We start from the raw sequence: 25,617 nt of genomic DNA on the forward strand, positions 1-25,617 counted from the left end.
CGGCACGGCGGCGGGGAGCGCCGCGCCCTGCGACTCCCGGCGCTGGGCGGGCAGCCGCAGATCGGCGGGCAGGCCGGGGCCCGCGTAGGCGCGGGGCGGCATGTCGGCGTCCTGCTGCGGCTTGGGTTCGAACCGCACCGGCAGCGCCACCAGGTGCCGGGAGGCGATGGAGGAGCGCCAGCGCAGATCGTCCTCGGCGCAGGCCAGTTGGACGTCCGGCAGCCGGGTCAGCAGGGCGTCCACGCCGACGTCGGCGATGGCGCGCCCGATGTCCTGCCCCGGGCACTCGTGCGGGCCGCCGCCGAAGGCGAGGTGGGAGCGGTTGCCCTGCATGCTCGCGGCCAGATCGGGCCGTACCCGCGGGTCGATGTTGCCCGGCGCGGGCGCGAACAGGATGCCGTCGCCCTTGGTGATGCGCTGCCCGCCCAGTTCGGTGTCCTGCTTGGCGTAGTAGCCGAAGACGGTGCTGAAGGGCGGCTCGTCCCACAGGGACTGCTCGATCGCCTCGGGCACGGTCATCTGCCCGCCGTTGAGCCGGGCGCGGAACCCCGGTTCGGTCAGGACCATGCGCAGCGCGTTGGCGAGCAGGTTGGCGGTGGCCTCGTAGGCGGCGAACAGGACGAGCCGCAGGTGTTCACGGACCTCGTCGTCGCTGAGCCTCGCCTCGTGCATGACGAGGTGGCTGGTGAAGTCGTCCTCGGGCCGGGCGCGGCGGCGCAGGGTGAGCCGGTTGAGCGCGTCCATGACGTAGGCGTGGCTCTGGATGGCGGTCTCGGTGCCCTTGAGGGCGTCGCGGGCGGCCTGCACCATCCGGTCGTTGTACTCCTCGGGCATGCCGAGGATCTCGCACAGCACGGCCATCGGCAGATGTTCGGCGAACTGGGCGACGAGATCGGCGCGGCCCCGCTCGCAGAAGCTGTTGACCAGGTGCTGGGTGTGGCCGCCGATGTGCCGGCGGACGCTGCGGTGGTCGATGGTGGCCATGGCGGAGGTGACCGCGTTGCGCAGCCGCAGATGTTCGTCGCCCTCGACATGGGAACAGATGGGCTGCCAGGCGATGTGCGGCATCAGCGGGTGGTCCGGTTTGACCCGGCCGTCCAGGAGCGGGGCCCAGATGCGGCTGTCCCGGGTGTACTGCGAGGGGCTGCGCACCACCTGGAGGTTCTCGGCGTGCCCGAGCACCACCCACATCGGTACGTCGTCGTGCAGCAGTACGGGGGCGACCGGGCCGTACTGCTCGCGCAGCCGTTCGTAGAGGTCGTCCAGGTCCTCCGCGCCCGCGCCGTAGAGGCGGTGCGGTCCCCGGGGGCCGAGCCCGTGCGCGGGGCAGCCGGGCGGCGGGCCGAACAGGGGGTCGTGGGTGCCGGTGGCCGAGGTGCCGGTCGGCGGCTGGTGTTCAGGCGTCACAGTGATCGCTCCGGAACGGAGAAGGAGTGCGGGTGAGTCAGGTGAGGGCGCCGGAGAGGGCGAGCGAGTGCAGGAACCGCATCAGGGTGAGCAGCACGTCCTTGCTGGAGGCCCGGCGGCGCACATCGCAGTCGATGATCGGGATCTCGGGGGTCAGATCGAGCGCGGTGCGCAGTTCTTCCACGGGGTAACGGGGCGCGTCCGGGAAGGAGTTGACGGCGACCACGAAGGGCACGCCGCGTTCCTCCAGGCGGCCCATGACGTCGAAGCTGACCTCCAGGCGCCGGGTGTCGACGAGCACGACCGCGCCGAGCGCGCCCTCGAACAGGCCGTTCCACAGGAACCAGAAGCGCTCCTGTCCTGGGGTGCCGAACAGGTAGAGCACCAGTTTGTCGGTGATGCTGATCCGGCCGAAGTCCATGGCGACGGTGGTGGCGGTCTTGGACTCGGAGCCGTAGTCGTCGTCGATCCCGATGCCGGCCTGGGTCATGGTCTCCTCGGTGGTCAGCGGTTTGATCTCGCTGACGGAGCCGACCATGGTGGTCTTGCCGACGCCGAAGCCGCCCACGATCACGATCTTCACCGCGGCCTGGGCCGTGTGCGGCAGCTGGTCCGCGGTGCGCGGTCCGGGGATCGTGTCAGAGCCTTTGAAGTCCATGCATCACCGCTTCGAGGAGGGAACGGTCGGGGGCCGTACGGCGGGTGGCCGGGGCGCGCGCCTGCACCAGTTCGGCCGTGATCATCTCCGTGATCAGTACGGTCATCGCGCTGAACGGCAGGGCGAGATAGGCCGACAGCTCGGCCAGGGACAGCGGGGCGGCGCACAGGTCGAGCACCGCCGTGTGCTCCGGCGAGGCGCCGGGCGGCGGGGTCCGGCGGGCCACGATCAGGGTCACCAGGTCGAGTTCGGCGCGGCCGCCGTCGGCGGTCCCGGTGACGGCGTAGAGCCGCTCGGGGTTGCGGGGCGGGGGCTGGCCGCCCGGGGTGCCGTGTGCGTGCGGCCCGTCCGCGGCGCCGTGCGGGGACCGGCCGTCCGTCGTGCCGTGCGGGGTACGGTCGTCCGTCGTATCGGCGTACGGGGGCGGCCGTAACCGCGGCGAGGACGGGGACGGTGGCGGGCTCGGCGGGTTCGGCCGGCGTCGTTGTCGTCGTGGAGGGGTCATACGGTCTGCCCGTCCCGCCGGGGCGGACTGGTGAGGTGGGCGCCGATCCGCACGACGAGGTCGCGCATCATGCCGCTCATCCGGCCCGGTTCGCAGGTGACGTCGGCGAGCACGGCGAGGTAGGCGTTGGCGCCCGCGTTCATCAGATAGAAGTAGCCGCCCTCGATCTCCACGACGACGACCTTCATCTCGCCCGCGCCGGGGATCTCCTGGATGATGGCGCCGGCCAGGCTCTGCACGCCCGCGCAGGCGGCGGCCACCCGGTCGGCGGCGTCGGGATCGCCGCCGTAGCGGGCGATGCGCAGGCCGTCGGAGGAGAGCACCACGATCATCTCGATGCCCGGCACTCCGTCGTTGAGCTGCTTGAGCATCCAGTCGAAGTTGCCTCGCTGCTGGATCACTGGACGGTCCCCTCGTCGTCGGCCTCGGTGGGGGCGGCCGAGTCATCGATCAGGTGCAGGTACTTGGTGGGGTTGAGCGTGAAGTCGGTCAGCTCGGGGGCGGTGGCGCCCTCGGGCATGCCCTTGCGCAGTCCGTCGAAGAAGTCGTCGATCCACATGCCCGGCGGGCGTTCGATGAGCTTCTTGCGCTCGGGGTCGCATTCCGGCTCGGGCTCGGGCTCCTGGCGGGTCTGGGACCAGATGGTGGGGCGGCCCTCGCGTTCGGCCCGCTCGATGGCGGCCTCCTCGGCCCAGCGCTGGCTCAGCGGGACCTTCATCCGGCTGCGGCGCTGCGGCAGCCCGCCCGCCGTCCACTCGGTGACCTCGGGGACGTCGTCCTCCATGGAGATCCCGGCGGGGATCTTGGGGCTGGTGGGGCGGCGCTTCTTGGGCCGGCGCTTGGGGCCCTCGACGGCGCCGAGTTCGGGCATCGGGATGCCGGTCGCGCCGATGCCGTGGGCGACGCCGACGCCGGGCTCGGTGGTGGTCATCACGCGCGGCACGATGAGGATCGCGCGCAGCCCGCCGTACGCGGAGGTGCGCAGCGAGACCTCCATGTCGAACTGCTTGCACAACCGCCCGACGACGGCGAGGCCGAGGCGCGGGTTGTCGCCGAGGTTGTGCGCGTCGTCGCCGTTCTTGGCGTCCTCGATCATCTTCTCGATGCGGATCCGGGACTCCTCGTTGAGGCTGACCCCGGCGTCCTCGATCTCGATGACGATGCCCGTCTGCACCTCCACGGCGGTGACATGCACCTTGGTGGTGGGCGGCGAGTAGCGGGTGGCGTTGTCGAAGAGTTCGGCGGCGGCGTGGATGACCGGCTCGACCGCGGTGCCCTTGATGTTGATGTTGCAGATCGACGCCAGATGGATCCGGTGATAGTCCAGGATCCGGGACATGGCGCCGCGCAGGGTGCTGTAGAGGGACACCGGCAGGGGCCACTGGCGGCCGGGGCGGCCGCCGCCGAGGACGCCGATGGTGTCGGCGAGCCGGCCGATCAGCGAGCTGCCGTGGTCCAGCCGCAGCAGGTCGTCGAAGACCTCGGGGTTGCGGCCGTGGTCCTCCTCCATCTCCCGCAGTTCCACGGCCTGTTGGTGCACGATGGCCTGGACGCGGCGGGCGATGCTGACGAAGGAGCGCTCGGTGGCGATCCGCATGGTGATCTCATGGTCGGCGCCGCGCAGCGCGACCCGGGTCATCTCGCGGTAGACGTCGGGCAGGACGCGCAGATCGGGGTCGGCGTCGTAGACGTTCGCCAGGACGTCGCGGAGCATCTCGCCGCGCGAGAGCCGGGCGAAGCCCCACGGCAGGATGTCGACCGCGAAGCGGTGGACCAGCGCCTCGTGGTCGGCGAGCCGCTCCTCCAGATAAGCGGTGTCGCGGGCGCGGGCGGCCTGCTCCTCGCGCAGCAGCCGGCCGCGCCGGGCGGCCTCGGCGCCGGTGACCAGGACGAGCAGTACGGCGAGGGCCCCGCACAGGCCGACGGCGACCCGCGCCGGCTGCGGCACCAGGGCGACGGCGACCGCGCTCGCCACGGCCATCACTATGACGGGCGGCAACAGGACGCGGGCGTAGGGACGTTCCCGGCGACCGGGCGGCTTCGGAACACTCACCATGGATGCCTTCTGGGACGGATCGGCTGGGTGTCGGGAGGGTTTTCGGGGGGAAGATTCATGGCACAGATCGGATCTTCGGCATGTTTGGGAACAGGCGCGCGAATTACCTCAACTTGGTGCGCCGCGGGCGAGCTTAGTCCGACCGGATCATCGCCGTGTCATATTCAGCGACCGCCTGAAATCCCCCGGCACCAGGAGTACGCTCAGCCCCATTTACACGCTGAGCTTCCATTCGAACACGTTCGGTCAGGGTGTACGGGCATACGAAAACCGGCTCACCCCGAAGGATGAGCCGGTCGTCGCCGAGATGCCGGTCAGCCCACCGACGAGTAGGCCACCACGCCCCGCAGCAGCTGGTCGACGGCCTTGCGCGCGGCCTTGGCCACGGTCGAGCCCTCGCGGGGCGCCGCCGCGGAGATCTGCCCCAGCACATCGATCACCTGCTTGCACCAGCGCACGAAGTCGCCCGCGGGCATCTCCGCCTCGCGCAGCACCTCGTCCAGGCCCTTGCCCGACGCCCACATATAGGCGGCCCAGGCGAAACCGAGATCGGGCTCGCGCTGGCCCACGCCCTCGGTCTGGCTGATCCGGAAGTCCTCCTCCAGACCGTCGAGCCGGCCCCAGATCCGCACCATCTCCCCCAGCGCGGCCTTCGCCTTGCCGGAGGGCACCTTGGGCGCCGTGGCGTCGTCGCTGAGCCGTGACTCGTACACCAACGCCGAGACGCACGCGGCGAGTTCGGCGGGCGCGAGGCCCTCCCAGACGCCCTCGCGCAGGCATTCGCTGGCCAGCAGGTCCAGTTCGCCGTAGAGCCGGGCGAGCCGCCGCCCGTGCTCGGTGACCTCATTGCCGCGCAGATAGTCCAGCTCGGTCAGCAGGGCCACGATCCGGTCGAAGGTCCGCGCGATGGTGTTCGTACGGCCCTCGATCCGGCGCTCCAGCTGCGAGGTGTCACGCAGCAGCCGGTGGTAGCGCTCGGCCCAGCGGGCGTGGTCCTCACGGTCGTCGCACCCATGGCAGGGATGCGCGCGCAGCGCGGTGCGCAGCCGGGCGATCTCCCGGTCGTCGGCGGCCTGGGAGCGCTTCTTGCGGGCCCGCTCCGGCGGGATGTGCCCGGCCTTGGAACGCAGCGCGGACGCCAGGTCCCGGCGGGACTGCGGAGAGCGCGGGTTGAACGACTTGGGGATCCGCATCCGGTCCAGCGGCTCCACCGGCACCGGGAAGTCCATCGACGCCAGCCGCTTGACCTGCCGCTCGGCCGTCAGCACCAGCGGGCGTGGCCCGTCCTGGTGCTCGAAGCCGCGATGCCCGTTGGAACGGCCGGCGGGCAGACCCGGGTCCAGCACCAGGGCGAGCCCCGCGTACTTGCCGGTGGGCACATGGATGACATCGCCCGGCCTGAGCTTCTCCAGCGCCGTGGCCGCCTCGGCCCGCCGCTGGTGGGCGCCCTGCCGGGCCAGCTCCGTCTCCCGGTCCTTCAGCTCCCGCCGCAGCCGCGCGTACTCCTCGAAGTCGCCGAGATGGCAGGTCATGGAGGCCTGGTAACCGGCGAGACCCTCCTCGTTGCGCTGCACCTGCCGGGAGATCCCGACCACCGAACGGTCCGCCTGGAACTGCGCGAACGACGTCTCCAGCAGCTCACGCGAACGGTGCCGCCCGAACTGCTCGACCAGATTGACCGCCATGTTGTACGACGGCCGGAAGCTGGAGCGCAGCGGATACGTACGCGTGCCCGCGAGACCGGCCAGGTGCTCGGGGCTCATGGCCCGCTGCCAGAGCACCACCGCATGGCCCTCGACATCGATGCCCCGCCGGCCCGCACGGCCCGTCAGCTGGGTGTACTCGCCCGGCGTGATGTCGGCGTGCTGCTCGCCGTTCCACTTGACGAGCTTCTCCAGCACCACCGAGCGGGCGGGCATGTTGATGCCGAGCGCGAGGGTCTCGGTGGCGAACACGGCCTTGACCAGGCCGCGCACGAACAGCTCCTCCACGACCTCCTTGAAGGTCGGCAGCATCCCCGCGTGATGGGCGGCGATGCCCCGCTCCAGACCCTCCAGCCACTCGTAGTACCCGAGGACATGCAGGTCCTCCGAGGCGATATGGGCGGTGCGCTCCTCGACCAGGGCCCGGACCCGCTCCCGCGCCTCCTCGTCGTTCAGCCTGAGCCCCGCGTACAGACACTGCTGTACGGCGGCCTCGCAGCCGGCGCGGCTGAAGATGAAGGTGATGGCCGGCAGCAGGCCCTCGGCGTCCAAGCGCTCGATGACCTCGGGCCGGCCCGGCGTCCACACCCGTGAACGCTGCCGGCGCTCCCGCTCCCGGTCGGCCTCCCGCATCGACCGTCCCCGGCGGCGGTCCTGGTACGACGGCCGGGTCGCCTCCATGCGGGCAAGGCGCGCCAGGTCGGGGTTGACGGCCTTCTTGTGGCCCTCCCCCTCCTCGAACAGGTCGTACATCCGCCGCCCGGCCAGCACATGCTGGAACAGCGGCACGGGCCGGTGCTCGGAGACGATCACCTCGGTGTCGCCGCGGACGGTGTCCAGCCAGTCGCCGAACTCCTCCGCGTTCGACACGGTCGCCGAGAGCGAGACCAGGGTCACGGAGGCGGGCAGATGGATGATCACCTCCTCCCAGACGGCCCCGCGGAAGCGGTCGGAGAGGTAGTGCACCTCGTCCATGACCACATGGCCGAGGCCCAGCAGGGTCTGGGAGCCCGCGTACAGCATGTTCCTGAGCACCTCGGTGGTCATCACGACCACCGGCGCCTCGGAGTTCACGCTGTTGTCGCCGGTGAGCAGGCCGACCTTGTCCGCGCCGTAGCGGCGGCACAGATCGGCGTACTTCTGGTTCGACAGCGCCTTGATGGGTGTCGTGTAGAAGCACTTCTTGCCCTGGAGCAGGGCGAGGTGGACGGCGAACTCGCCCACGATCGTCTTGCCCGAGCCGGTCGGGGCGGCGACCAGCACGCCCTTGCCGGCTTCGAGTGCCTGGCAGGCCTCGATCTGGAAGGGGTCGAGGCCGAAGTCGTACATCTCGCGGAAGGACGCGAGCGCGGTGGCCTGCTCGGCTGCCCGCTTGCGGGCCGCCGCGTACCGCTCGGCCGGAGAGAGATCCTCTGTCATCGTGCTTTCGAGCGTACCGGGCCCCACCGACAACAGGACGATCATTATCCGGAACGTGCGCTGAGCAGAGAAACGCCCCCGGCCCGGGAGAACCCGGTCCGGGGGCGGTACGCCTCGCCACGCTGTGGGTCAGGTCACATCGTCGTAGCCGTTGACGTGGTCCTTGCCCGGCAGCTCGGGGGCGGAGCTCGCGCTCACGGACTCCACCTCGCCGACCGCCTCGGGCGTGAGGTCCAGCTCCGAGGCCTCGTCGTCCGACAGTCCGTCGTCCGCGCGGCGGGCCCGGCGCCGGTCGTTGATCAGCGAGAAGCCCACCGCGATGAAGAACAGCGCCCAGATCGGCGCCGCCAGCGCCAGCATCGACATCGGGTCCGCGCCGGGCGTGGCCACCGCCGCGAAGGCGGCGATACCGACGACCATGGCACGCCACCAGCCGAGCATGCGCTTGCCGGACAGGATGCCCGTCAGGTTCAGCATGACCAGCAGCAGCGGCATCTCGAAGGCGAGACCGAAGACCACGACCATGCGCGTGACCAGGTCGAGCAGCTTGTCCAGCGACAGCAGGTTCTCCACCCCGGACGGGGTGAGGTCGATCATCACCTTCGCCGTGATGGGCAGCACGTGGTACGCGAGGAAGCCGCCGCTGAGGAACAGCGGCACGCCGAAGCCGACGAACGCGTACGCGTACTTCTTCTCGTGGCGGTGCAGACCGGGCGCGACGAACGCCCACAGCTGGTAGAGCCAGACCGGGGAGGCCAGCACCACACCGGCGGTCAGCGACGCCTTCAGCGCCAGCGTGAACGGGCCCAGCAGGTCACCGATCGTGATGTGCGCGCAGTGGGTGTCCTTGCTGGCCTTCGACAGCTCACCGAAGGACTGGTGGCAGCCCACCGACCGCAGCAGCGGCGCGGTGATGAAGTCGATGATGTCCTTGTAGAAGAAGGCGGAGACGATCGTGACGACGACGATCGCCAGGACACCCTTGGTGAGCCGGTTGCGCAGCTCACGCAAGTGATCCCCGAGCGGCATGCGCCCCTCGGGGTCCCTCTCCGTGCGGGCGGACTTGGGCAACCCACATCCTCATCTCGTGCAGCGGACCGGGACCCCCGGTCCTCGCGTCAGCGCTGGGTGGAGTCGGTCGGCTCGTTGACCGGGCGGGAGCTGGTCACATCGCCGGGCGCGGCCTGAATCGTGCGCTGCGCGGGAGCCGGCTCCTCGGCGGACTGGGCCGCGGTGGCGTTCTGCTTGCCGCCGTCGTCCTTCATCGCCTTGGCCTCGCTCTTCAGGATGCGAGCGGACTTGCCGAGGGAACGAGCCATGTCCGGGAGCTTCTTGGAACCGAACACGAGGACGATGACCAGCACCAGAAGCACCAGGTGCCACGGCTCAAGTGCGTTGCGGAACATAAGTCTTCACCTTCTCACTGAGGCGGGGCGACGGCTTGTCCGACTGATCGGACAGGTGTCCGACCATCGTGCCGGCAGCGATCGTATCGCCCGGGGGTGAACGTCGGACACACCCCGTGCGTACTCCAGCTCTGCGGACCGCGCCTCGATCTCCGGGCCGCGACCAGCAGCGTACCTGGCCGAAGCGGCGGGGTGACAGGGCGAAGTGACCCAAAGCGCATCACAAGACGACATCACAGGGCGTCCACCGCCCGGACCGCGCTCACCGCCGACCGTTCCAGGTCCTCGGCCGCCCGGTTGATGCGCTGCGCGGAGTCCGCGACCTGTCGCCCGAGGCGCCGCGCCTCCACGAACACCCGGACGGCGAGGACTCCCAGGACGGCGAGGCCCAGGAACCCCATGGCTACCGCGAACATCGGCCAGAACATGACGCCGAGCCTAGACCGTCCGGCGACCCGCCCCGCACCCGGCCGCACCGGGGGCGGCGGCCGGTCACACCGCCGAGTGGAGCCGCAGGGTCCGCACCCCGCCGTCCGTCAGCAGCTCCACGATGCGCTCCCCCGCCGGTTTACGGACCGCGGCACCGCAGTCGGGGCAGGTGAAGGAGTAGAACGTGGTCCGGTCGCTGGCGCCGATGGCCAGGCGCAGCGCGCCCGCGGACAGCTCGAAGCGGCCCCGGCAGTCCGGGCAGCCGGCCCGGAACACCACGGGGGCCACGCCCCGCATCCCCGCGAACGCGGTCGCCACCGTCATCCCGCTCGCCTCGGACATCTCGGACACCTCGGACACCGCGGACTCGTTCACAGCCGTCACTCCTCTTCCGCCGGTCGAACCACCGGCCGAACCGCCACTCGCCCGCCTGCCGGCCGCCCCGGACGCCCCGGTCGCGCACGGCGGGCACGCCCTAAGGAACGGGCGGGACCCGCCACCCGGCGGCTCATCCGCGCGCCCCGGCGGCTTCCGGCGCCGGTCCGTGCGGGACGTCGTACGCCGCCAGCGCCTCGGCGGCCGCGCGGCGGGCGCTGTCGGCCAGCTCGGGCGGGGAGACGATCCGGCCGTCCCGGCCCAGGCGCAGCGCCAGACGGCGCAGAGAGGCCGGCTCGGGGGTGCGCAGGGTGATACGCAGCCCGCCGTCGGACAGCTCCTCGGCGCTGTCGTGCGGGTAGTACTCGGCGACCCAGCGGCCGCCCGGCCCGACCTCGACGACCACCTCGGGATCCTCGGCGGCCGGCTGCACCAGCGCCTCGGAGAGGTCGCGCAGCTCCACCTCGGGCGGCGCGGACGGCTCGTCCAGGATGCGGATCTCGGCGACCCGGTCGAGTCGGAAGGTGCGCCGGGCCTCCGAGCGGCGGCACCACGCCTCGACATAGGTGTGACCGACGCTGACCAGCCGGATCGGGTCGATCTCCCGCTCGGTGACCTCGTCACGGGCCGGTGAGTAGTAGCGGATCCACAGGCGGCGGCGCTCGGAGATGGCGCGGTCCACGTCCGCGAAGACACCGCCCTCCGATTCGAAGGTCACCGACAGCCGGGAACTGGCGCCCGCGGCCTCACCGGCCGCGGTCTCCACCTTGGCGGTGGCCCGCAGCAGCGCCTGCCGGTCGCCCTCGCGCAGGCCCGGCAGGGTGGCGACGGCACGGGCGGCCACCAGCAGCGCGGTGGCCTCGTCGGCGGCCAGCCGCAGCGGCTCCGCGGCCTCCTCGCCGAGCGCGGCCGGGTTGTGCCACCAGATGCGCTCACCGTCGGTGTCGATGTCCAGCAGATCGCCGCCGCGGAAACTGGTCCCGCACATCGGCAGCAGATCGAGGTCGGCGACCAGTTCGTCCTCGGTGATCCCGAAGGCGCGGGCCACGTCCGCGATCCGGGCGCCCGGCCGCTCCCGCAGATACGTCACCAGGGAGAGCATCCGCCGGGTCTGGTCGATGGCGTTGACGGCCCTGGCCGGTTTGCCTGCCACAGTCCTGCTCCCCCTCAGCCCTTGGCCACGGCGCGCAGCCGGTCCACCACATCGGCCCGCAGCTCGGCCGGCTCCACGACCACCACATCCGGCCCGAACTCCACCAGCCAGGCGTCCAGGCCATGGCCGTACGGAATCTCCAACTCGTCCCAGCCGTCCCCGAGTTCCCGCACCTTCGCGGCCTTCGCCCGCAGCGGGTACCCGGCGCCGGACCGCAGCCGGATCAGCGCCGAACGATCCGCCGTCTCACCGGCCCAGCCCGCCACGGTCTCCCGCACGGTCACCACGTCGGGCACGGGCGCGGTGAAGCCCGTACCGCGCGCGCGGACCCTGCCGGTGATCCGGGACAGCCTGAAGACACGCTCGGCGCCCCGGTCCCGGTCGAACCCGGCCAGGTACCAGTGGCCGCGCCAGCACTCCAGCGCCCAGGGCTCGACATGCCGGGGCTCGGGATGGGCGGCGGAGGCCTTGCGGTAGTCGAACAGGACCGGGCGGCGGTCGCGGCAGGCCAGCATCAGCGGCTCGAAGGCGGCCTCGTGCACCGGGATGCGCGGCTCCAGCGCGGCATGCCCCTCGTAGGGGTCGACCTCCTCGGGCAGCCCGGCGGCGCGCAGCTTCTGCAGGGCACCGCTGGCGGCACCGGCGAGCCGGGCCTGCTGCCAGACCTTGGCGGCCAGGCCCAGGGCGGCGGCCTCCTCGGCGTCCAGGGTGATGGGCGGCAGCCGGTTGCTGTCGCGGCGGGCGAGATAGCCGACCTCGCCGTCGAGGTTCTCGACGGTCTCGATCACCAGGCCCAGCTCGCGCAGATCGTCCTTGTCGCGCTCGAACATCCGGTTGAAGGAGTCGTCGCTGCCGCTCCCGCCCTTCTCGGGCCGCACGGATACGCCCCTGTCCGGCCTCGCGGCCGCACCCCTGTCCGGCCTCGCGGCCTCGACGTATGCCTCGATCGAGTCGCGCAGCTCGCGCTTGCTGAGCGGCCGCCGTGCGCCGAGCAGACACAGCGCGAGGTTCATCAGCCGCTCGGCCTTGGCAATGGCCATCGACGCCCTTCGCCTTCTGTTTTGTGCTTCCGACCGTCGACCGTACCGCTCCCGGGCGCGGGGACAAAAGCCGAGGGCCCATGCCCGGACAGGCATGGGCCCCAGACGGTCGGATCCGGTCGGAAACGGCCGATGGCTCGGGTACGGCTCAGACCGCGAGCAGGTCCACCACGAAGATCAGCGTCTCGCCCGGCTTGATCGCCGGAGTCGGGCTCTGGTCGCCGTAGGCGAGGTGGGCCGGAATGGTCAGCCGACGCCGGCCACCGACCTTCATGCCCTGCACACCGCGGTCCCAGCCCGCGATGACGCGGCCGCCACCCAGCGGGAAGCGGAACGGGGTGCCGCGGTTCCAGCTGGCGTCGAACTCCTCGCCGGTGCTGAAGGCGACACCGACGTAGTGCACGGTCACGTTCTGACCCGCTTCGGCGACCGGCCCCTCGCCCTCCCAGATGTCCTTGATCTCAAGGTCCTTCGGGGCGTCGCCCTCGGGGAAGTCGATCTCGGGCTTCTCGATGTTCACGTCAAAAGCTCCTGCGTAGGTACGACACGAAACACGGACAGTCTTTCATCCCCGCACCCCCACCGCCCTACACGGACACCCCCTACATCGCGGCCAGGATGTCCACCGTGAACACCAGCGTCGCCCCCTTGCCGACCGGGCTGCCGCTCGGCGGAGTGTCGCCGTACCCCAGCTGCGGCGGCACCACCACCAGCACCCGGCTGCCCACCTTCTTGCCCACCAGCCCCTGCGCCAGACCCTTGACCGTCTCCTGCATCTGCTCCAGCGAGAACTGGCTCAACCGCCCCGAACCGTACGTCCGCTGGAACGTCTTGCCGCCCTCCCACACCAGCCCCTGGAACTGGCACAGCACCGTCTGATCCGCCTTCAGCTCCGGACCGTCACCCTCCAGCACATACGTGGACACCAGCTTGTCCGGCGCGTCCGTGTGCGGGACCTTCACCACCGGAACCGTGCCATTGGTGACCGTGGAGACCTTCGGCAGCGCCGGATCATTCTGCGGCACAGCCCGCCCACTCGCCGAACTCTTCGAGTTGAACGAATCGATCACATCGACGACGAACACCAGCGTGTCCGTCCCCTTGATCCCCGCCTGCGGATTACCCGCCTTGCCATAACCCCAGGTCGGCGGCACCGCGATCTCCACCCGGCTGCCCGTCTTCTTCCCGACCAGACCGTACCGCCAGCCGTCGATCAGAGAGCCCTGCGCCAACTGCATCACCAACGGCGCATGCCGATCGTACGAATTGTCGAACACCTTGCCGGTGTCCCAGATCTGACCCAGATAGTTCGCCTGGACGAAGTCGTTCTCCGCGACCGTACGACCCGTACCCGGAATCGCCGTCCGCACCGCCAGATTCTTCGACGGCGCACCCGGGCCCTTCGCCACCGTCGGCTTCTCACCGAACCGCGTACCCGCCGTGATCGCCGGCAGCGGACCGTCCACGATCTTGGGCGGCGGCGCACTCGGCGCCGAGGGCGACGGAGACGCACCGGCCTGACTCGAACCGGACTTGCCGCCACACCCGGCGAGCGTGACCAGTCCAGCGGGAACGGCGGCGAGAAGAAGCGAACGTCGGCGCACGGAAGAGCCTCGTAATCGGTCGGTCTTGCGGATGACGTGCGCGCAACTCTACGACCGACACGGGCGCCGCACACGAAACGCACGACGCGCGTGTGGCGTTGCGGCACACCACCACCGCAACGCCACACCCACCACAACCAGCCCGATCGCTACATTCCGGCGATCAGCTTCTCCACCCGGTCGTCCACCGAACGGAACGGGTCCTTGCACAACACGGTGCGCTGCGCCTGGTCGTTGAGCTTCAGATGCACCCAGTCCACCGTGAAGTCCCGGCGCTGCTCCTGCGCCCGCCGGATGAAGTCACCGCGCAGCCGCGCCCGGGTCGTCTGCGGCGGAACCGACTTGCCCTCGAAGATCCGCACATCATCGCAGACCCGCGCCGCCTGCCCCTTCTTCTCCAGCAGGTAGTACAACCCGCGCCGACGGTGGATGTCGTGATACGCGAGGTCTATCTGCGCGACCCGCGGATGCGACATCGTCATGTTGTGCTTGGCCCGGTACCGCTCGATGAGCTTGTACTTCATCACCCAGTCGATCTCGGTCTCGATCCGGTCCAGCTCCTCCGACTCGATCGCGTCCAGGGTGCGGCCCCACAGCTCCAGGACCCGCTCCACCGTGCCCGTACGGATCCCGCGGCGGTCGCAGAAGTCCACCGCCTTGTCGAAGTACTCGCGCTGCACCTCCAGCGCCGACGCCTCCCGGCCACTGGCCAGACGCACCTTGCGCCGCCCCGTGATGTCATGACTGACCTCGCGGATCGCCCGGATCGGGTTCTCCAGGGTCAGATCCCGCATCACCGTGCCCGCCTCGATCATCCGCAGCACCAGGTCGGTCGCCCCGACCTTCAGCAGCATCGTCGTCTCCGACATGTTCGAGTCGCCCACGATGACATGCAGCCGGCGGTAGCGCTCCGCGTCCGCGTGCGGCTCGTCACGGGTGTTGATGATCGGCCGGGAACGCGTCGTCGCCGACGACACGCCCTCCCAGATGTGCTCGGCACGCTGACTCACGCAGTACACGGCACCCCGCGGAGTCTGCAGCACCTTCCCCGCGCCGCACAGCAACTGCCGCGTGACCAGGAACGGGATCAGAATGTCCGCGAGCCGGGAGAACTCGCCGTGCCGCGCCACCAGATAGTTCTCATGGCAGCCGTACGAGTTACCCGCCGAATCGGTGTTGTTCTTGAACAGGTAGACGTCGCCCGCGATTCCCTCCTCGTGCAGGCGTCGTTCCGCGTCCACCAGGAGTCCCTCGAGAATGCGCTCGCCGGCCTTGTCGTGGGTGACCAGTTCGATCACATTGTCACACTCGGGTGTCGCGTATTCCGGATGTGAGCCCACGTCGAGATACAGCCGGGCGCCGTTCCGCAGAAAGACATTGCTGCTGCGGCCCCATGACACGACACGGCGGAAGAGGTACCGCGCCACCTCGTCAGGCGACAGGCGGCGCTGTCCCCTGAACGTGCACGTGACGCCGTACTCGTTCTCCAGCCCGAAAATGCGGCGGTCCATGAGGGAACATTACGCCCGATCCGTTGAGCTGAAACGGGGTTCGACAGCACGATTTGGATCATTTTCCGATGAAGCCGCAACCACCGCCCCCCGCGCAGGAGCTGCGAGGACCCGCCCCGTCGCCAGCAACACCAGCAACGACACCACCCCGGCGGCACCCGGCACCGCGAAACCCCACACCGTGCCACCGGCCTGGACCACCGGCCCCGCAAGACCCGTACCCACCGACGCACCCACCGTGAACGTCGTCACCAGCCACGAGAAAGCCTCCGTGACCGTCCCCCGCGGCGCATGCCGGTCCACCAGGATGAACGCACACGCGATACACGGCGCCAGAAACACCCCCGACACCACCGACAGCAACACCATCGCCACCGCACCCGGCATCAGCATCAACGGCAGATAACACACCGCCAGAAGCGCCACCAGCACCCGCAGTCGCCGCTCCGGCACCCCCGCCCACTGCCGCGCCCCGTACACCGAACCACCCACCAGGGCACCCAGCCCCAGCCCCGCCATCAACCAGCCGTACACCGCGTCCCCACCATGACCGTCCGCGTACGACACCGACGCCACCGTGATCGAACCCAGCGCCATCCCCACGAACAGGAACGCCCCCAGCAGCACCAGCAACCCCGGCGAACGCAGCGCACCCAGCCAGTGCGCCTCCCGCGGCGCCGACCGCCACGCCCGCGACGGCTGCGACACCACCACCGACAGCGCGCCCAGCACCCCCAGCACATTCAGCACCAGCAGCGCCGCCCGCGCGTCCCACACCGCCGCGCACACCGTCACCAGCAGCGGCCCCACCGTGAACATGACCTCCTGCGCCACCGCGTCCATCGCGTACGCCGAGTGCACCTGCTCCTCGCCCCGCAGCACCGACGGCCACAACGCCCGCAGCCCGCCCTCCAGCGGCGGCGCGCACAGCCCCGAGGCCGCCACCGCCGCATACGCCAGCGGCAGCGAACCGGTGCCCACGAACGCGAACACCGTCATCGACAGCGCCGCCAGCACCGCCGCGGGCAACTGCACCCGCGGCTGCCCGTACAGATCCACCAGCCGGCCCAGCACCGGCTGCCCCACCGCGTTCGCGACGCCGTACACCGCCGCCAGCGCGCCCGCCAGGCTGTACGTACCGCCCGACGCCCGCACGAACAGCACCAGGGCGATCGCCGCCGTCGCATTGGGCAACCGGCCCACCAACGTGCCCGTCAGCAGCCGCAGCGCATGCCGCGCCCGGAGTATCTCCAGATAACCCGTGGCCATGTCGCGGCGCCTCCCGTGGCTCGCACCGAGCGCCTCGACGCCCGAAGTGTTACGTATAACTTCCGCTCTCATACGTACCATGTGCGCTGTTCAGGCGTCCAGGCGAAGGAGCAGGCCCACCCGTGGCACGCAGCAGCACGCGACCCACCAGCCGCGACGTGGCCCACGCGGCCGGCGTCTCCCAGGCCGCCGTCTCCCTCGTCCTCGGCGACAAATGGCGCGGCCGCGTCTCCGAAGCCACCGCCGAACGCGTCCGCGAGGCCGCCCGCGCCCTCGACTACCGGCCCAACCTCGCCGCCCGCAACCTCCGCCTCGGCCGCACCCGCACCGTCCTCCTCGTCGTCCCCGCCCTCACCACCGAATTCTTCGCCGGCGTCTACACCGGCGCCGCCCGCGTCGCCGCCCAGCACGGCTTCGGCGTCGTCCTCTACCCCTCCCCCGAAGGCATCGGCCCCGCCCGCGACCCCTTCGCCTCCGCCCAGGCCGCCCTCGACGGCGTCCTCGCCTCCTCCATGGCCGCCGACGCCCTCACCGCCATCCGCGGCGACCGCCTCCCCCTCGTCATGCTCGACAGCGACCCCACCGCCAGCCCCGGCGCCGCCACCGTCAACCTCGACATCGCCGACGGCATCCGCCAGGTCACCGACCACCTCCTCGGCCTCGGCCACCGCCGCATCCTGCACCTCGCCGCCGACGTACCCTCCTGGACCTTCGAGGCCCGCGCCCGCGAACTCACCACCCGCCTCGCCACCACCCCCGGCACCGAACTGAGCACCGCCCGCGCACCCATCTCCATCGACGGCGCCCGCACCGCCACCGAAGCCGCCCTCACCGCCCGGAGCCCCCGCCCCACCGCCATCGTCTGCGACGACGACAAACTCGCCGCCGGCGCCTACAAGGCCGCCCGCCGCCTCGGCCTGCGCATCCCCGACGACCTCTCCGTCACCGGCCTCGACGACCTCGCCCTCGCCACCGCCCTCGACCCCGAACTCACCACCGTCCACCTCGACGCCGAACTCTTCGGCGAACGCGGCATGCACGCCCTCCTCACCGTCCTGGAGGGCCACGAACCCCACGGCGGCGACATCCCCGTCCACCTCGTCGTACGCGGCTCCACCGCGCCCCCACGGGCCCCCCAGGACTGAACGCGCGATGCCCCGGCCGAACCGGCCGGGGCATCGCGAAGCACTTCAGAACCAGGAAGGCGGCGGACTACTCCGCGTCGTCGGACTCCTCCGAGCCGTCCGCGACCACGGCCGCACCGTCCGCCTCCAGCAGCCGCGCCAGCTGCCGGCCCACGATCCGCTTGAACTTCCGCTTCTGCGGCCGCGTACGGTCCAGCACCGCGACCTCGAGGCGCTCCGCAGGAATCTCCCGCTCGCCGCCGTTCGTGTCCCGCGACAGCGCCTGCACGGCCAGCTTCAGCGCCTCGGCCAGACTCATCCCGTCCTGGTGCCGCTGGTCCAGGAAGTTGCTGATCTGCTCCGCGTTGCCACCCACCGCGACCGAACCGTGCTCGTCCACGATGGAACCGTCGTGCGGCAGCCGGTAGATCTGGTCGCCCTCCGGGGTCTCCCCCACCTCCGCCACCACCAGCTCCACCTCGTACGGCTTCTCGGCCGCCGAGGAGAAGATGGTGCCCAGCGTCTGGGCGTACACATTGGCCAGACCGCGGGCCGTCACATCGTCCCGGTCATAGGTGTAACCACGCAGATCGGCGTAACGGACACCGCCGATGCGCAGATTCTCGTACTCGTTGTACTTACCGGCCGCCGCGAAGCCGATCCGGTCGTAGATCTCGCTGAACTTGTGCAGCGCGCGGGACGGGTTCTCGCCGACGAACACGATGCCGTCGGCGTACTGCATGACCACCAGGCTGCGGCCACGAGCGATGCCCTTGCGGGCGTACTCCGCCCGGTCGGCCATCGCCTGCTGAGGTGAGACATAGAACGGCGTCGACACCGGTTATCCGTCCCTTTCTGTCATGGTCACTGTGATCACCTTGTCAAGAACCGGGCCGCGCTCAGAGCAGCGCGGCCTTGGGACCGTCCGGCTCCTCCAGGCGCCGCTGGAGCACCGAACGGGAGATCTCGGAGGCCTCTTCCCCGGTGAGCCGGCGGAAACCGTCCTCAGTGATCACGGTGATGATCGGGTAGATCCGGCGGGCGACATCGGGACCACCGGTCGCCGAGTCGTCGTCAGCCGCGTCATAGAGGGCCTGCACCACCAGCGTGGTGGCCTGCTCCTCCGTAAGGTCGGCACGGAACAGCTTCTTCATCGCGCCCCGGGCGAAGACCGAGCCGGAACCCGTCGCCGCGAACTGGTGCTCCTCGGAACGGCCGCCCGTCACGTCGTACGAGAAGATCCGGCCCTTGTCCCGGTCCACGTCGTACCCCGCGAACAGGGGCACCACGGCCAGGCCCTGCATGGCCATGCCGAGGTTGGAACGGATCATCGTCGACAGCCGGTTGGCCTTGCCCTCCAGGGACAGCTGGGCACCCTCGACCTTCTCGAAGTGCTCCAGCTCCAGCTGGAAGAGCTTCACCATCTCCACGGCGAGACCGGCGGTGCCCGCGATGCCCACCGCGGAGTACTCGTCCGCCGGGAACACCTTCTCGATGTCCCGCTGCGCGATCATATTGCCCATGGTCGCCCGGCGGTCACCGGCGAGCACCACGCCGCCGGGGAAGGTGACGGCCACGATGGTGGTGCCGTGCGGCGCCTCGATCACCCCCTGCGTCGGGGGCAGCTGCCGGTTCCCGGGGAGCATCTCCGGCTGGTGCCCGGCGAGGAAATCCATGAAGGAGGAGGACCCGGGCGTCAGGAAGGCAGCTGGTAGACGCCCGGTGCCACGAGTATTGGCTTCCACGAGTTTCCTTCCAGATAGGCGGCGGCCCGGCGTACGGCGTCGGGATCGTCTCCCAACTTGCCGATGGCCGAATTGCAGTTGAAGCACAGTACGCCACGGACCCTACCCGTCTTGTGACAGTGATCCACATGCGCGGCCGGAGCCTTCAGGCAGATCACGCACAAGCCCCGCTGGGAGGCGACCATCGCGTCACGCTCGGCTTCGGTCATGCCGTACTGACGCTTCAGATGATCCGCGCGCGCCTTCACCGCCCGACAGGCCTTGCAGCTCGTCGAGAGACCGTCGGACGCGCTTACGTTGCGATGCCACTCAGTGTGCGGCTTGATTTCTCCGCAGCTACGACAGAACTTGTGCCCTTCAGGCGCCACCCCCCGAGGACGGACGTTCTTCCCCTTGGCCAGCTGGCGGGCCTGGTGGTACTCAGACGCGCATTCTCGGCAGTAGCACTGGAGCCCGTCCGGCATCGCCTTGTTCCGCGCGAACGCTGCCCGCGGCCTGTACTGCGCGCACCGCGGGCAACGCTTCACTCCATCTTCGCTTTCCAACCCCATCCCCCGGAGATCCTTCGATTCAAAGGTGAAACCTACTCTCCACCCTTCTGAACGAAGGACCGCACGAAGTCCTCGGCATTTTCCTCGAGCACATCATCGATTTCGTCCAGGACGGAGTCCACGTCGTCCGACAGCTTCTCCTGTCGTTCCTTGAGGTCCTCGGAGGACTGGGCGTCCTGCGCCTGCTCCTCGACCTCTTCGGTGGACCGTGTGGCCTTCTGCTGGCCGCCGCCGGTGTCCTTGGTTGCCATAAACCCTCACCCCGCTCAGTTAGCCTGCCGATCGGTGATGATCAGACCCTACAAGCCGGGTCCGACATCGGCCCCGCAGTTCGTGCAACGTACGGGGGCCATCTCGATGATTCCCGGGCGACGGGATTTCCACCCGCCGTCACGGACCGCACCGAGTACCCCCCTGGCCCCGCTCACCCGCCCGAAAGCACCCTGACCAGGTCTTCCGCGGTACGGCAGCGGTCCAGCAGCTCCTTGACGTGATTTCGCGTTCCGCGTAGCGGTTCCAGGGTTGGAACGCGCTGGAGGGAATCCCGCCCGGGGAGGTCGAAGATGACCGAGTCCCAGCTGGCCGCGGCGACGTCGTCGGCGTACTGCTCCAGGCAGCGGCCGCGGAAGTACGCCCGGGTGTCCTCCGGCGGCTTGGTGCGCGCCCTCTCGACCTCGGACTCGTCCAGCAGGCGCTTCATCCGGCCGCGGGCCGCCAGCCGGTTGTACAGGCCCTTCTCGGGCCGTACGTCGGCGTACTGGAGGTCGACCAGGTGGAGCCGGGCGGCGTCCCAGTCGAGGTCGTCGCGGCGGCGGTAGCCCTCCATGAGTTCGCGCTTGGCGACCCAGTCCAGTTCGCCGGCGAGGCTCATGGGGTCGTTCTCCAGCCGGGTGAGGGTGTCCTCCCAGCGGCTGAGGACGTCCCGGGTCTGTTCGTCGGCGTCGGCGCCGTGGCGTTCCTCGACGTATTTGCGGGCCAGCTCGTAGTACTCCATCTGGAGCTGTACGGCGGTGAGTGTGCGGCCGCTGCGGAGGGTGACCAGGTGCTTGAGGCCGGGGTCGTGGGAGACCTGGTGGAGGGTGCGGACCGGCTGGTCCACGGCCAGGTCGACCGCGATGAAGCCGTCCTCGATCATGGCGAGGACGAGGGAGGTGGTACCGAGTTTGAGGTAGGTGGAGATCTCCGAGAGGTTGGCGTCGCCGATGATCACGTGCAGGCGGCGGTACTTCTCGGCGTCCGCGTGGGGTTCGTCGCGGGTGTTGATGATGGGGCGCTTGAGGGTGGTCTCCAGACCGACCTCGACCTCGAAGTAGTCGGCGCGCTGGCTGAGCTGGAAGCCGTGTTCGTGGCCGTCCTGGCCGATGCCGACGCGTCCGGCGCCGGCGAAGACCTGGCGGGAGACGAAGAAGGGCGTCAGGTGGCGCACGATGTCCGAGAACGGGGTCTCGCGGCGCATGAGGTAGTTCTCGTGCGTGCCGTAGGAGGCGCCCTTGTTGTCGGTGTTGTTCTTGTAGAGGTGGATGGGCTGGGCGCCGGGGAGCTGGGCGGCTCGTTCGGCGGCCTCGGCCATGATGCGTTCGCCGGCCTTGTCCCACAGGACGGCGTCGCGGGGGTTGGTGACCTCGGGGGCGCTGTATTCGGGGTGGGCGTGGTCGACGTAGAGTCGCGCGCCGTTGGTGAGGATCACGTTGGCGAGGCCGATGTCCTCGTCGGTGAGCTGGCTGGCGTCGGCGGTCTCCCGGGCGAGGTCAAAGCCTCGCGCGTCGCGCAGCGGGTTCTCCTCCTCGAAGTCCCAGCGGGCCCGGCGGGCCCGGTGCATCGCCGCGGCGTAGGCGTTGACGATCTGGGACGAGGTGAGCATGGCATTGGCGTTGGGATGGCCGGGGACGGAGATGCCGTACTCCGTCTCGATGCCCATTACTCGCCGTACGGTCATGCGGCCCTCCTTGCCCGGCGGCGCCCTCGGTGATGGGTGCCGCTCACGTACCGCTGGCGCTCCGGTGCGTGTGCGGTGCCCGTGCCCGCACTGCGCGACTCGGCGGTAGGAAAGAGCCTAGAACGCCTTTGCGCTGGTGGGGAGATCATTTGCGTCATTGCCTGCTCCGGTCGTGGCCAGAAAAACAGTCGGCTGCGGGTACCCGTGGTGGGCACCCGCAGCCGCCCCGCTTTTACAGGTACTGACCGGTGTTGGCCACCGTGTCGATGGAGCGTCCGGTGTCCGCGCCCTGCTTTCCGGTGATGAGGGTGCGGATGTAGACGATCCGTTCGCCCTTCTTTCCGGAGATGCGGGCCCAGTCGTCGGGGTTGGTGGTGTTGGGCAGGTCTTCGTTCTCCTTGAACTCGTCCACGCAGGCTTGGAGGAGGTGGGAGACGCGGAGTCCCTTCTGGGTCTTTTCGAGGAAGTCCTTGATCGCCATTTTCTTGGCGCGGCCGACGATGTTCTCGATCATGGCGCCGGAGTTGAAGTCCTTGAAGTAGAGGACTTCCTTGTCTCCGTTGGCGTAGGTGACTTCCAGGAAGCGGTTTTCCTCGGATTCGGCGTACATCTGCTCGACCGCGGTCTGGATCATGGCTTGGACCGTGGCGTTCTTGTCGCCGCTGTGTTCGCCGAGGTCGTCCGTGTGGAGGGGGAGCCGCTCGGTGAGGTACTTGCCGAAGATGTCCTTGGCGGCCTCGGCGTCGGGACGTTCGATCTTGATCTTCACGTCGAGGCGGCCGGGGCGCAGGATGGCGGGGTCGATCATGTCCTCGCGGTTGGACGCGCCGATGACGACCACGTTCTGGAGGCCTTCGACGCCGTCGATCTCGGCGAGGAGCTGGGGGACGATGGTGTTCTCGACGTCGGAGCTGACGCCGGAGCCGCGGGTGCGGAAGAGGGATTCCATCTCGTCGAAGAAGACGATGACGGGGGTTCCTTCGCTGGCCTTCTCGCGGGCTCGCTGGAAGACGAGGCGGATCTGGCGTTCGGTTTCGCCGACGTACTTGTTGAGGAGCTCGGGCCCCTTGATGTTGAGGAAGAAGCTCTTGCCGGCGGCTTGGCCGGTGACTTCGGCGACCTTCTTGGCGAGGGAGTTGGCGACGGCCTTGGCGATGAGCGTCTTGCCGCAGCCGGGGGGGCCGTAGAGCAGGACGCCCTTGGGCGGGCGCAGCTCGTGCTCCTTGAAGAGGTCGGGGTAGAGGTAGGGAAGCTCGACGGCGTCGCGGATGGCTTCGATCTGGTTGCCGAGGCCGCCGATGGCTTCGTAGCCGATGTCGGGGACTTCTTCGAGGACGAGTTCCTCGACCTCGCTCTTGGGGACGACTTCGTAGACGTATCCGGAGCGGGGTTCGAGCAGCAGGGCGTCGCCGGGTCGGATGGTGACGTCGAGGAGGGGTTCGGCGAGGCGGACCACTCGTTCTTCGTCGGTGTGTCCGAGGACGAGGGCGCGTTCGCCGTCCTCGAGGATCTCCTTGAGGGTGACGATGTCGCCGACGCGCTCGTAGGCCATGGCCTCGACCACGTTGAGCGCTTCGTTGAGCATGACTTCCTGGCCGCGCCGCATGTCGTCGAGGTCGACGCTGGGGCTGACGTTCACGCGGAGCTTGCGGCCGCCGGTGAAGATGTCGGCGGTGCCGTCCTCGTTGGCTTGCAGGAAGACTCCGAAGCCGGCCGGCGGCTGGGCGAGCCGGTCGACTTCTTCCTTGAGGGCCACGATCTGGTCGCGGGCCTCGCGGAGGGTGTTGGCCAGTCGTTCGTTCTGGGCGGACACGCCGGCCAGGTTCGTCTGCAGCTCGACGATCCGCTCTTCGAGAATCCTCGTGTGTCGCGGAGAGTCGGCGAGCTTGCGTCGCAGGACGGCGATCTCCTGCTCAAGGTAGGCGATCTGCCCGGCCGGGTCGTCGGACCCGCGTCCCGGGCGGATGCCGCGGTTCATGTCGTCGTCGTGGGCTGCCACGGTCCTCACCTCCTCCAAGGGGAGCTGGACGCTTCCAGACCCTACCTGGGTGGGTGTCGATTGAAACCCCTAGATCACAATGACTGTCAAGGTGTGTCGTCGGTCACCCGGTGCGCACTCCCTCGCACGGAGGGGATACCCACTCAACGTGATGGGGAAGCGGCTTGTTCCTTGGTTGGCGTGGTCGAATCCCTTCGGGAGTGGCCGGAGTTGTCGGCTCCGGGCCGGGTGGGCGGGTTCTTGGGCAGGCTGGGAGCCGCTCGTACGGTCATCACGTAGAGCGACGGTATGGCCTGGCGGTGTCATGGTGGGCGTGGCTGGAAGTGTGCGTCCGGGGTGTGGGGCGTCCTGTTTCTGGTCGAGCGCTCGTACCCGAGCCGGTGGGGGTGGAAACCCGTTGGTGGCCGGAGGTGGCCGGAGGTGGCCGGTTCCGGGGGCGGGGGTAGGGTCGGGCGTGTTCGACTGCCGCTGGTGTGGTCCCGGCCGGTGTGTGCTGTGCCGGGGGTGCGGCGTACCGATGTCAGGAGAGGTGACCGTGCAGCAGGAGGACCCGGCCGGTGAGGCGCTGGAGGTGTGGATCGACCAGGACCTGTGTACCGGCGATGGGATCTGTGTCCAGTACGCCCCGGAGGTGTTCGAGCTGGACATCGACGGTCTGGCCTATGTGAAGGGCGCGGACGACGAGCTGCTTCAGGAGGCGGGGGCGGCGACGCCGGTGCCGTTGCCGTTGCTCACGGATGTGGTGGATTCGGCCAGGGAGTGTCCTGGTGACTGCATCCATGTGCGCAGGGTTTTGGACAGGGTGGAGGTTTATGGTCCGGACGCGGATTGAGCCGCGTTTTCCGGACGTGGCGTCGTTCAGACGCTGTGGGCCCCGGCCGGGGTGGTGCGCAGGAAGGCTTTGCCGTTCCAGTGCCATGCGGCCGGGGTTTTCGTGTCCGGGCAGCAGCGGGGTACGGCGTCGGAGGAGTAGCCGAGCAGGGTGGCGCTGACGGTGCCGGTGTGGAGGGCGAAGTCGGTGACGGTGAGCCGGTCCTTGGGGTCGACGAGGGTGGCGACGACGCGGGGGGTGTGGCCGTCGGCGGCGCGGGTGAGGACGTAGACGCCGTCGGGTGGGGTGCCCATGGCGCTGTCGCAGTGGACGACGGCGACGGTTTCGGGCCGGCCGTCGCCGTCGAGGTCGCCGGTGGCTTTTTTGACGACGATGGCCTTCTCGGGTCCGCAGTGGAGTGGGAAGGTGACGCCGGTGGTGCCGGGGGGTGTGGCGGCGGTGCCGGGGGCGGGGGCCGCGTGGGTGCCCGTGGTGGGCTGGGCGGCGGTGGCCGATCCGGGGTGGATGAGGGAGGAGAGCGCCACGACGCCTGCCACGGCGGTGGCGGTGGCGAGCCAGTGGATGGGGCGGGTGTGGGTGTGAGCGAGCTCCGGAACGGCGGATTGCTGCACGAGGAGTGTCTCCTGTGAGGGCTGTGCCGGGGGGTGTGGCCTGCATGGTGCCACACGTCACAGGGCGTGGGAACGGCGGGGTCGGGATTTCCGGTGGTGGCGGGCCCGCGAGGGGGTGCCGGTGTGCCGGGGGTCTGGTGCCGTGTCAACGAGTGGGCGCCGGGGGGGGGGGGGGGGGGGGGGGGGGGGGGGGGGGGGGGGGGGGGGGGGGGGGGGGGGGGGGGGGGGGGGGGGGGGGGGGGGGGGGGGGGGGGGGGGGGGGGGGGGGGGGGGGGGGGGGGGGG

General features: G+C 69.9%; 25 protein-coding genes. 2 read left to right on the forward strand and 23 right to left on the reverse strand.

Going from position 1 to position 25,617, the window contains the following annotated elements:
- From ACLF5H_RS28050 to ACLF5H_RS28125, 16 genes are all read right to left on the reverse strand, one after another.
- On the reverse strand, positions 1-1,407 hold a 1,407-nt coding region (locus ACLF5H_RS28050; protein WP_421678789.1), incomplete at its 3' end, for a cytochrome P450.
- A gap of 37 nt (positions 1,408-1,444) precedes the next feature.
- The gene (locus ACLF5H_RS28055) at positions 1,445-2,065 is read right to left on the reverse strand and encodes a GTP-binding protein (protein WP_421678790.1); all 621 of its coding nucleotides are present in this window, start codon (positions 2,063-2,065) and stop codon (positions 1,445-1,447) included.
- Positions 2,046-2,570 carry a DUF742 domain-containing protein gene (locus tag ACLF5H_RS28060; protein WP_421678791.1) on the reverse strand — a complete coding sequence of 175 codons (525 nt, stop codon included), beginning with the start codon at positions 2,568-2,570 and terminating at the stop codon, positions 2,046-2,048. The genes ACLF5H_RS28055 and ACLF5H_RS28060 overlap by 20 nt, the downstream gene beginning before the upstream one ends.
- On the reverse strand, positions 2,567-2,971 hold the full coding sequence (locus tag ACLF5H_RS28065; protein WP_037651243.1) for a roadblock/LC7 domain-containing protein: 405 nt from the start codon (positions 2,969-2,971) through the stop codon (positions 2,567-2,569). The genes ACLF5H_RS28060 and ACLF5H_RS28065 overlap by 4 nt, the downstream gene beginning before the upstream one ends.
- On the reverse strand, positions 2,968-4,626 hold the full coding sequence (locus ACLF5H_RS28070) for an ATP-binding protein (RefSeq protein ID WP_421678792.1): 1,659 nt from the start codon (positions 4,624-4,626) through the stop codon (positions 2,968-2,970). Before ACLF5H_RS28070 ends, ACLF5H_RS28065 begins: the two co-directional genes overlap by 4 nt.
- Before the next feature lie 314 nt (positions 4,627-4,940).
- The gene (locus ACLF5H_RS28075) at positions 4,941-7,793 is read right to left on the reverse strand and encodes a DEAD/DEAH box helicase (RefSeq protein ID WP_421678793.1); all 2,853 of its coding nucleotides are present in this window, start codon (positions 7,791-7,793) and stop codon (positions 4,941-4,943) included.
- A gap of 84 nt (positions 7,794-7,877) precedes the next feature.
- Positions 7,878-8,819, reverse strand: a complete 942-nt coding sequence (tatC, locus tag ACLF5H_RS28080) for a twin-arginine translocase subunit TatC (protein ID WP_421678794.1) — start codon at positions 8,817-8,819, stop codon at positions 7,878-7,880.
- A gap of 47 nt (positions 8,820-8,866) precedes the next feature.
- A complete protein-coding gene (tatA, locus tag ACLF5H_RS28085; RefSeq protein WP_086810885.1) occupies positions 8,867-9,154 on the reverse strand; it encodes a Sec-independent protein translocase subunit TatA in 288 nt (95 codons plus the stop codon).
- A gap of 233 nt (positions 9,155-9,387) precedes the next feature.
- The gene (locus ACLF5H_RS28090) at positions 9,388-9,582 is read right to left on the reverse strand and encodes a hypothetical protein (RefSeq protein ID WP_085562433.1); all 195 of its coding nucleotides are present in this window, start codon (positions 9,580-9,582) and stop codon (positions 9,388-9,390) included.
- A 64-nt stretch (positions 9,583-9,646) separates the two neighbouring features.
- On the reverse strand, positions 9,647-9,925 hold the full coding sequence (locus tag ACLF5H_RS28095) for a hypothetical protein (protein ID WP_421678806.1): 279 nt from the start codon (positions 9,923-9,925) through the stop codon (positions 9,647-9,649).
- A 166-nt stretch (positions 9,926-10,091) separates the two neighbouring features.
- Positions 10,092-11,111 carry a helix-turn-helix transcriptional regulator gene (locus tag ACLF5H_RS28100; RefSeq protein WP_051849852.1) on the reverse strand — a complete coding sequence of 340 codons (1,020 nt, stop codon included), beginning with the start codon at positions 11,109-11,111 and terminating at the stop codon, positions 10,092-10,094.
- 14 nt (positions 11,112-11,125) lie between these two features.
- Complete coding sequence (locus ACLF5H_RS28105; protein WP_421678795.1) at positions 11,126-12,151, reverse strand: helix-turn-helix transcriptional regulator; 1,026 nt, start codon at positions 12,149-12,151, stop codon at positions 11,126-11,128.
- Positions 12,152-12,299: 148 nt separating this feature from the next.
- Positions 12,300-12,671, reverse strand: a complete 372-nt coding sequence (locus ACLF5H_RS28110) for an FKBP-type peptidyl-prolyl cis-trans isomerase (protein ID WP_037651256.1) — start codon at positions 12,669-12,671, stop codon at positions 12,300-12,302.
- An 82-nt stretch (positions 12,672-12,753) separates the two neighbouring features.
- The gene (locus ACLF5H_RS28115) at positions 12,754-13,755 is read right to left on the reverse strand and encodes an FKBP-type peptidyl-prolyl cis-trans isomerase (RefSeq protein WP_421678796.1); all 1,002 of its coding nucleotides are present in this window, start codon (positions 13,753-13,755) and stop codon (positions 12,754-12,756) included.
- A 149-nt stretch (positions 13,756-13,904) separates the two neighbouring features.
- Positions 13,905-15,266 carry a Pup--protein ligase gene (gene pafA / locus ACLF5H_RS28120; protein ID WP_111585210.1) on the reverse strand — a complete coding sequence of 454 codons (1,362 nt, stop codon included), beginning with the start codon at positions 15,264-15,266 and terminating at the stop codon, positions 13,905-13,907.
- Between the two features lie 9 nt (positions 15,267-15,275).
- Complete coding sequence (locus ACLF5H_RS28125; protein WP_421678797.1) at positions 15,276-16,535, reverse strand: MFS transporter; 1,260 nt, start codon at positions 16,533-16,535, stop codon at positions 15,276-15,278.
- Positions 16,536-16,657: 122 nt separating this feature from the next.
- Here ACLF5H_RS28125 and ACLF5H_RS28130 point away from each other — a divergent pair, with 122 nt between their 5' ends.
- The gene (locus ACLF5H_RS28130) at positions 16,658-17,680 is read left to right on the forward strand and encodes a LacI family DNA-binding transcriptional regulator (RefSeq protein WP_421678798.1); all 1,023 of its coding nucleotides are present in this window, start codon (positions 16,658-16,660) and stop codon (positions 17,678-17,680) included.
- Positions 17,681-17,747: 67 nt separating this feature from the next.
- On the opposite strand, the gene prcA is transcribed toward ACLF5H_RS28130, so the two are convergent.
- The 6 genes from prcA to arc all read right to left on the reverse strand — a co-directional run bounded on the left by prcA (position 17,748) and on the right by arc (position 23,890).
- Complete coding sequence (gene prcA / locus ACLF5H_RS28135) at positions 17,748-18,497, reverse strand: proteasome subunit alpha (protein WP_421678799.1); 750 nt, start codon at positions 18,495-18,497, stop codon at positions 17,748-17,750.
- A gap of 61 nt (positions 18,498-18,558) precedes the next feature.
- Positions 18,559-19,404 (reverse strand): proteasome subunit beta, encoded by an 846-nt coding sequence (prcB, locus tag ACLF5H_RS28140; protein ID WP_421678800.1) that lies wholly within the window; start codon positions 19,402-19,404, stop codon positions 18,559-18,561.
- Entirely contained in the window at positions 19,356-19,955 is a 600-nt protein-coding gene (locus ACLF5H_RS28145; protein ID WP_421678801.1) for an endonuclease VII domain-containing protein, read from the reverse strand. Before ACLF5H_RS28145 ends, prcB begins: the two co-directional genes overlap by 49 nt.
- 32 nt (positions 19,956-19,987) lie before the next feature.
- Positions 19,988-20,206 (reverse strand): ubiquitin-like protein Pup, encoded by a 219-nt coding sequence (locus tag ACLF5H_RS28150; protein ID WP_037651273.1) that lies wholly within the window; start codon positions 20,204-20,206, stop codon positions 19,988-19,990.
- 173 nt (positions 20,207-20,379) lie between these two features.
- Entirely contained in the window at positions 20,380-21,891 is a 1,512-nt protein-coding gene (gene dop / locus ACLF5H_RS28155; RefSeq protein ID WP_421678802.1) for a depupylase/deamidase Dop, read from the reverse strand.
- 232 nt (positions 21,892-22,123) lie between these two features.
- Positions 22,124-23,890, reverse strand: coding sequence for a proteasome ATPase (arc, locus tag ACLF5H_RS28160; protein ID WP_421678803.1), 1,767 nt, complete (start codon positions 23,888-23,890; stop codon positions 22,124-22,126).
- A 529-nt stretch (positions 23,891-24,419) separates the two neighbouring features.
- Here arc and ACLF5H_RS28165 point away from each other — a divergent pair.
- Positions 24,420-24,722, forward strand: coding sequence for a ferredoxin (locus ACLF5H_RS28165; RefSeq protein ID WP_421678804.1), 303 nt, complete (start codon positions 24,420-24,422; stop codon positions 24,720-24,722).
- Positions 24,723-24,748: 26 nt separating this feature from the next.
- Here the strand turns inward: ACLF5H_RS28165 and ACLF5H_RS28170 are convergent, their stop codons facing one another.
- Positions 24,749-25,333 carry a hypothetical protein gene (locus tag ACLF5H_RS28170; protein WP_421678805.1) on the reverse strand — a complete coding sequence of 195 codons (585 nt, stop codon included), beginning with the start codon at positions 25,331-25,333 and terminating at the stop codon, positions 24,749-24,751.
- Between the last annotated feature and the right edge of the window lie 284 nt (positions 25,334-25,617).

This window comes from Streptomyces sp. LaBMicrA B280 (genome assembly GCF_049222185.1).
Lineage (GTDB): Bacteria > Actinomycetota > Actinomycetes > Streptomycetales > Streptomycetaceae > Streptomyces > Streptomyces murinus.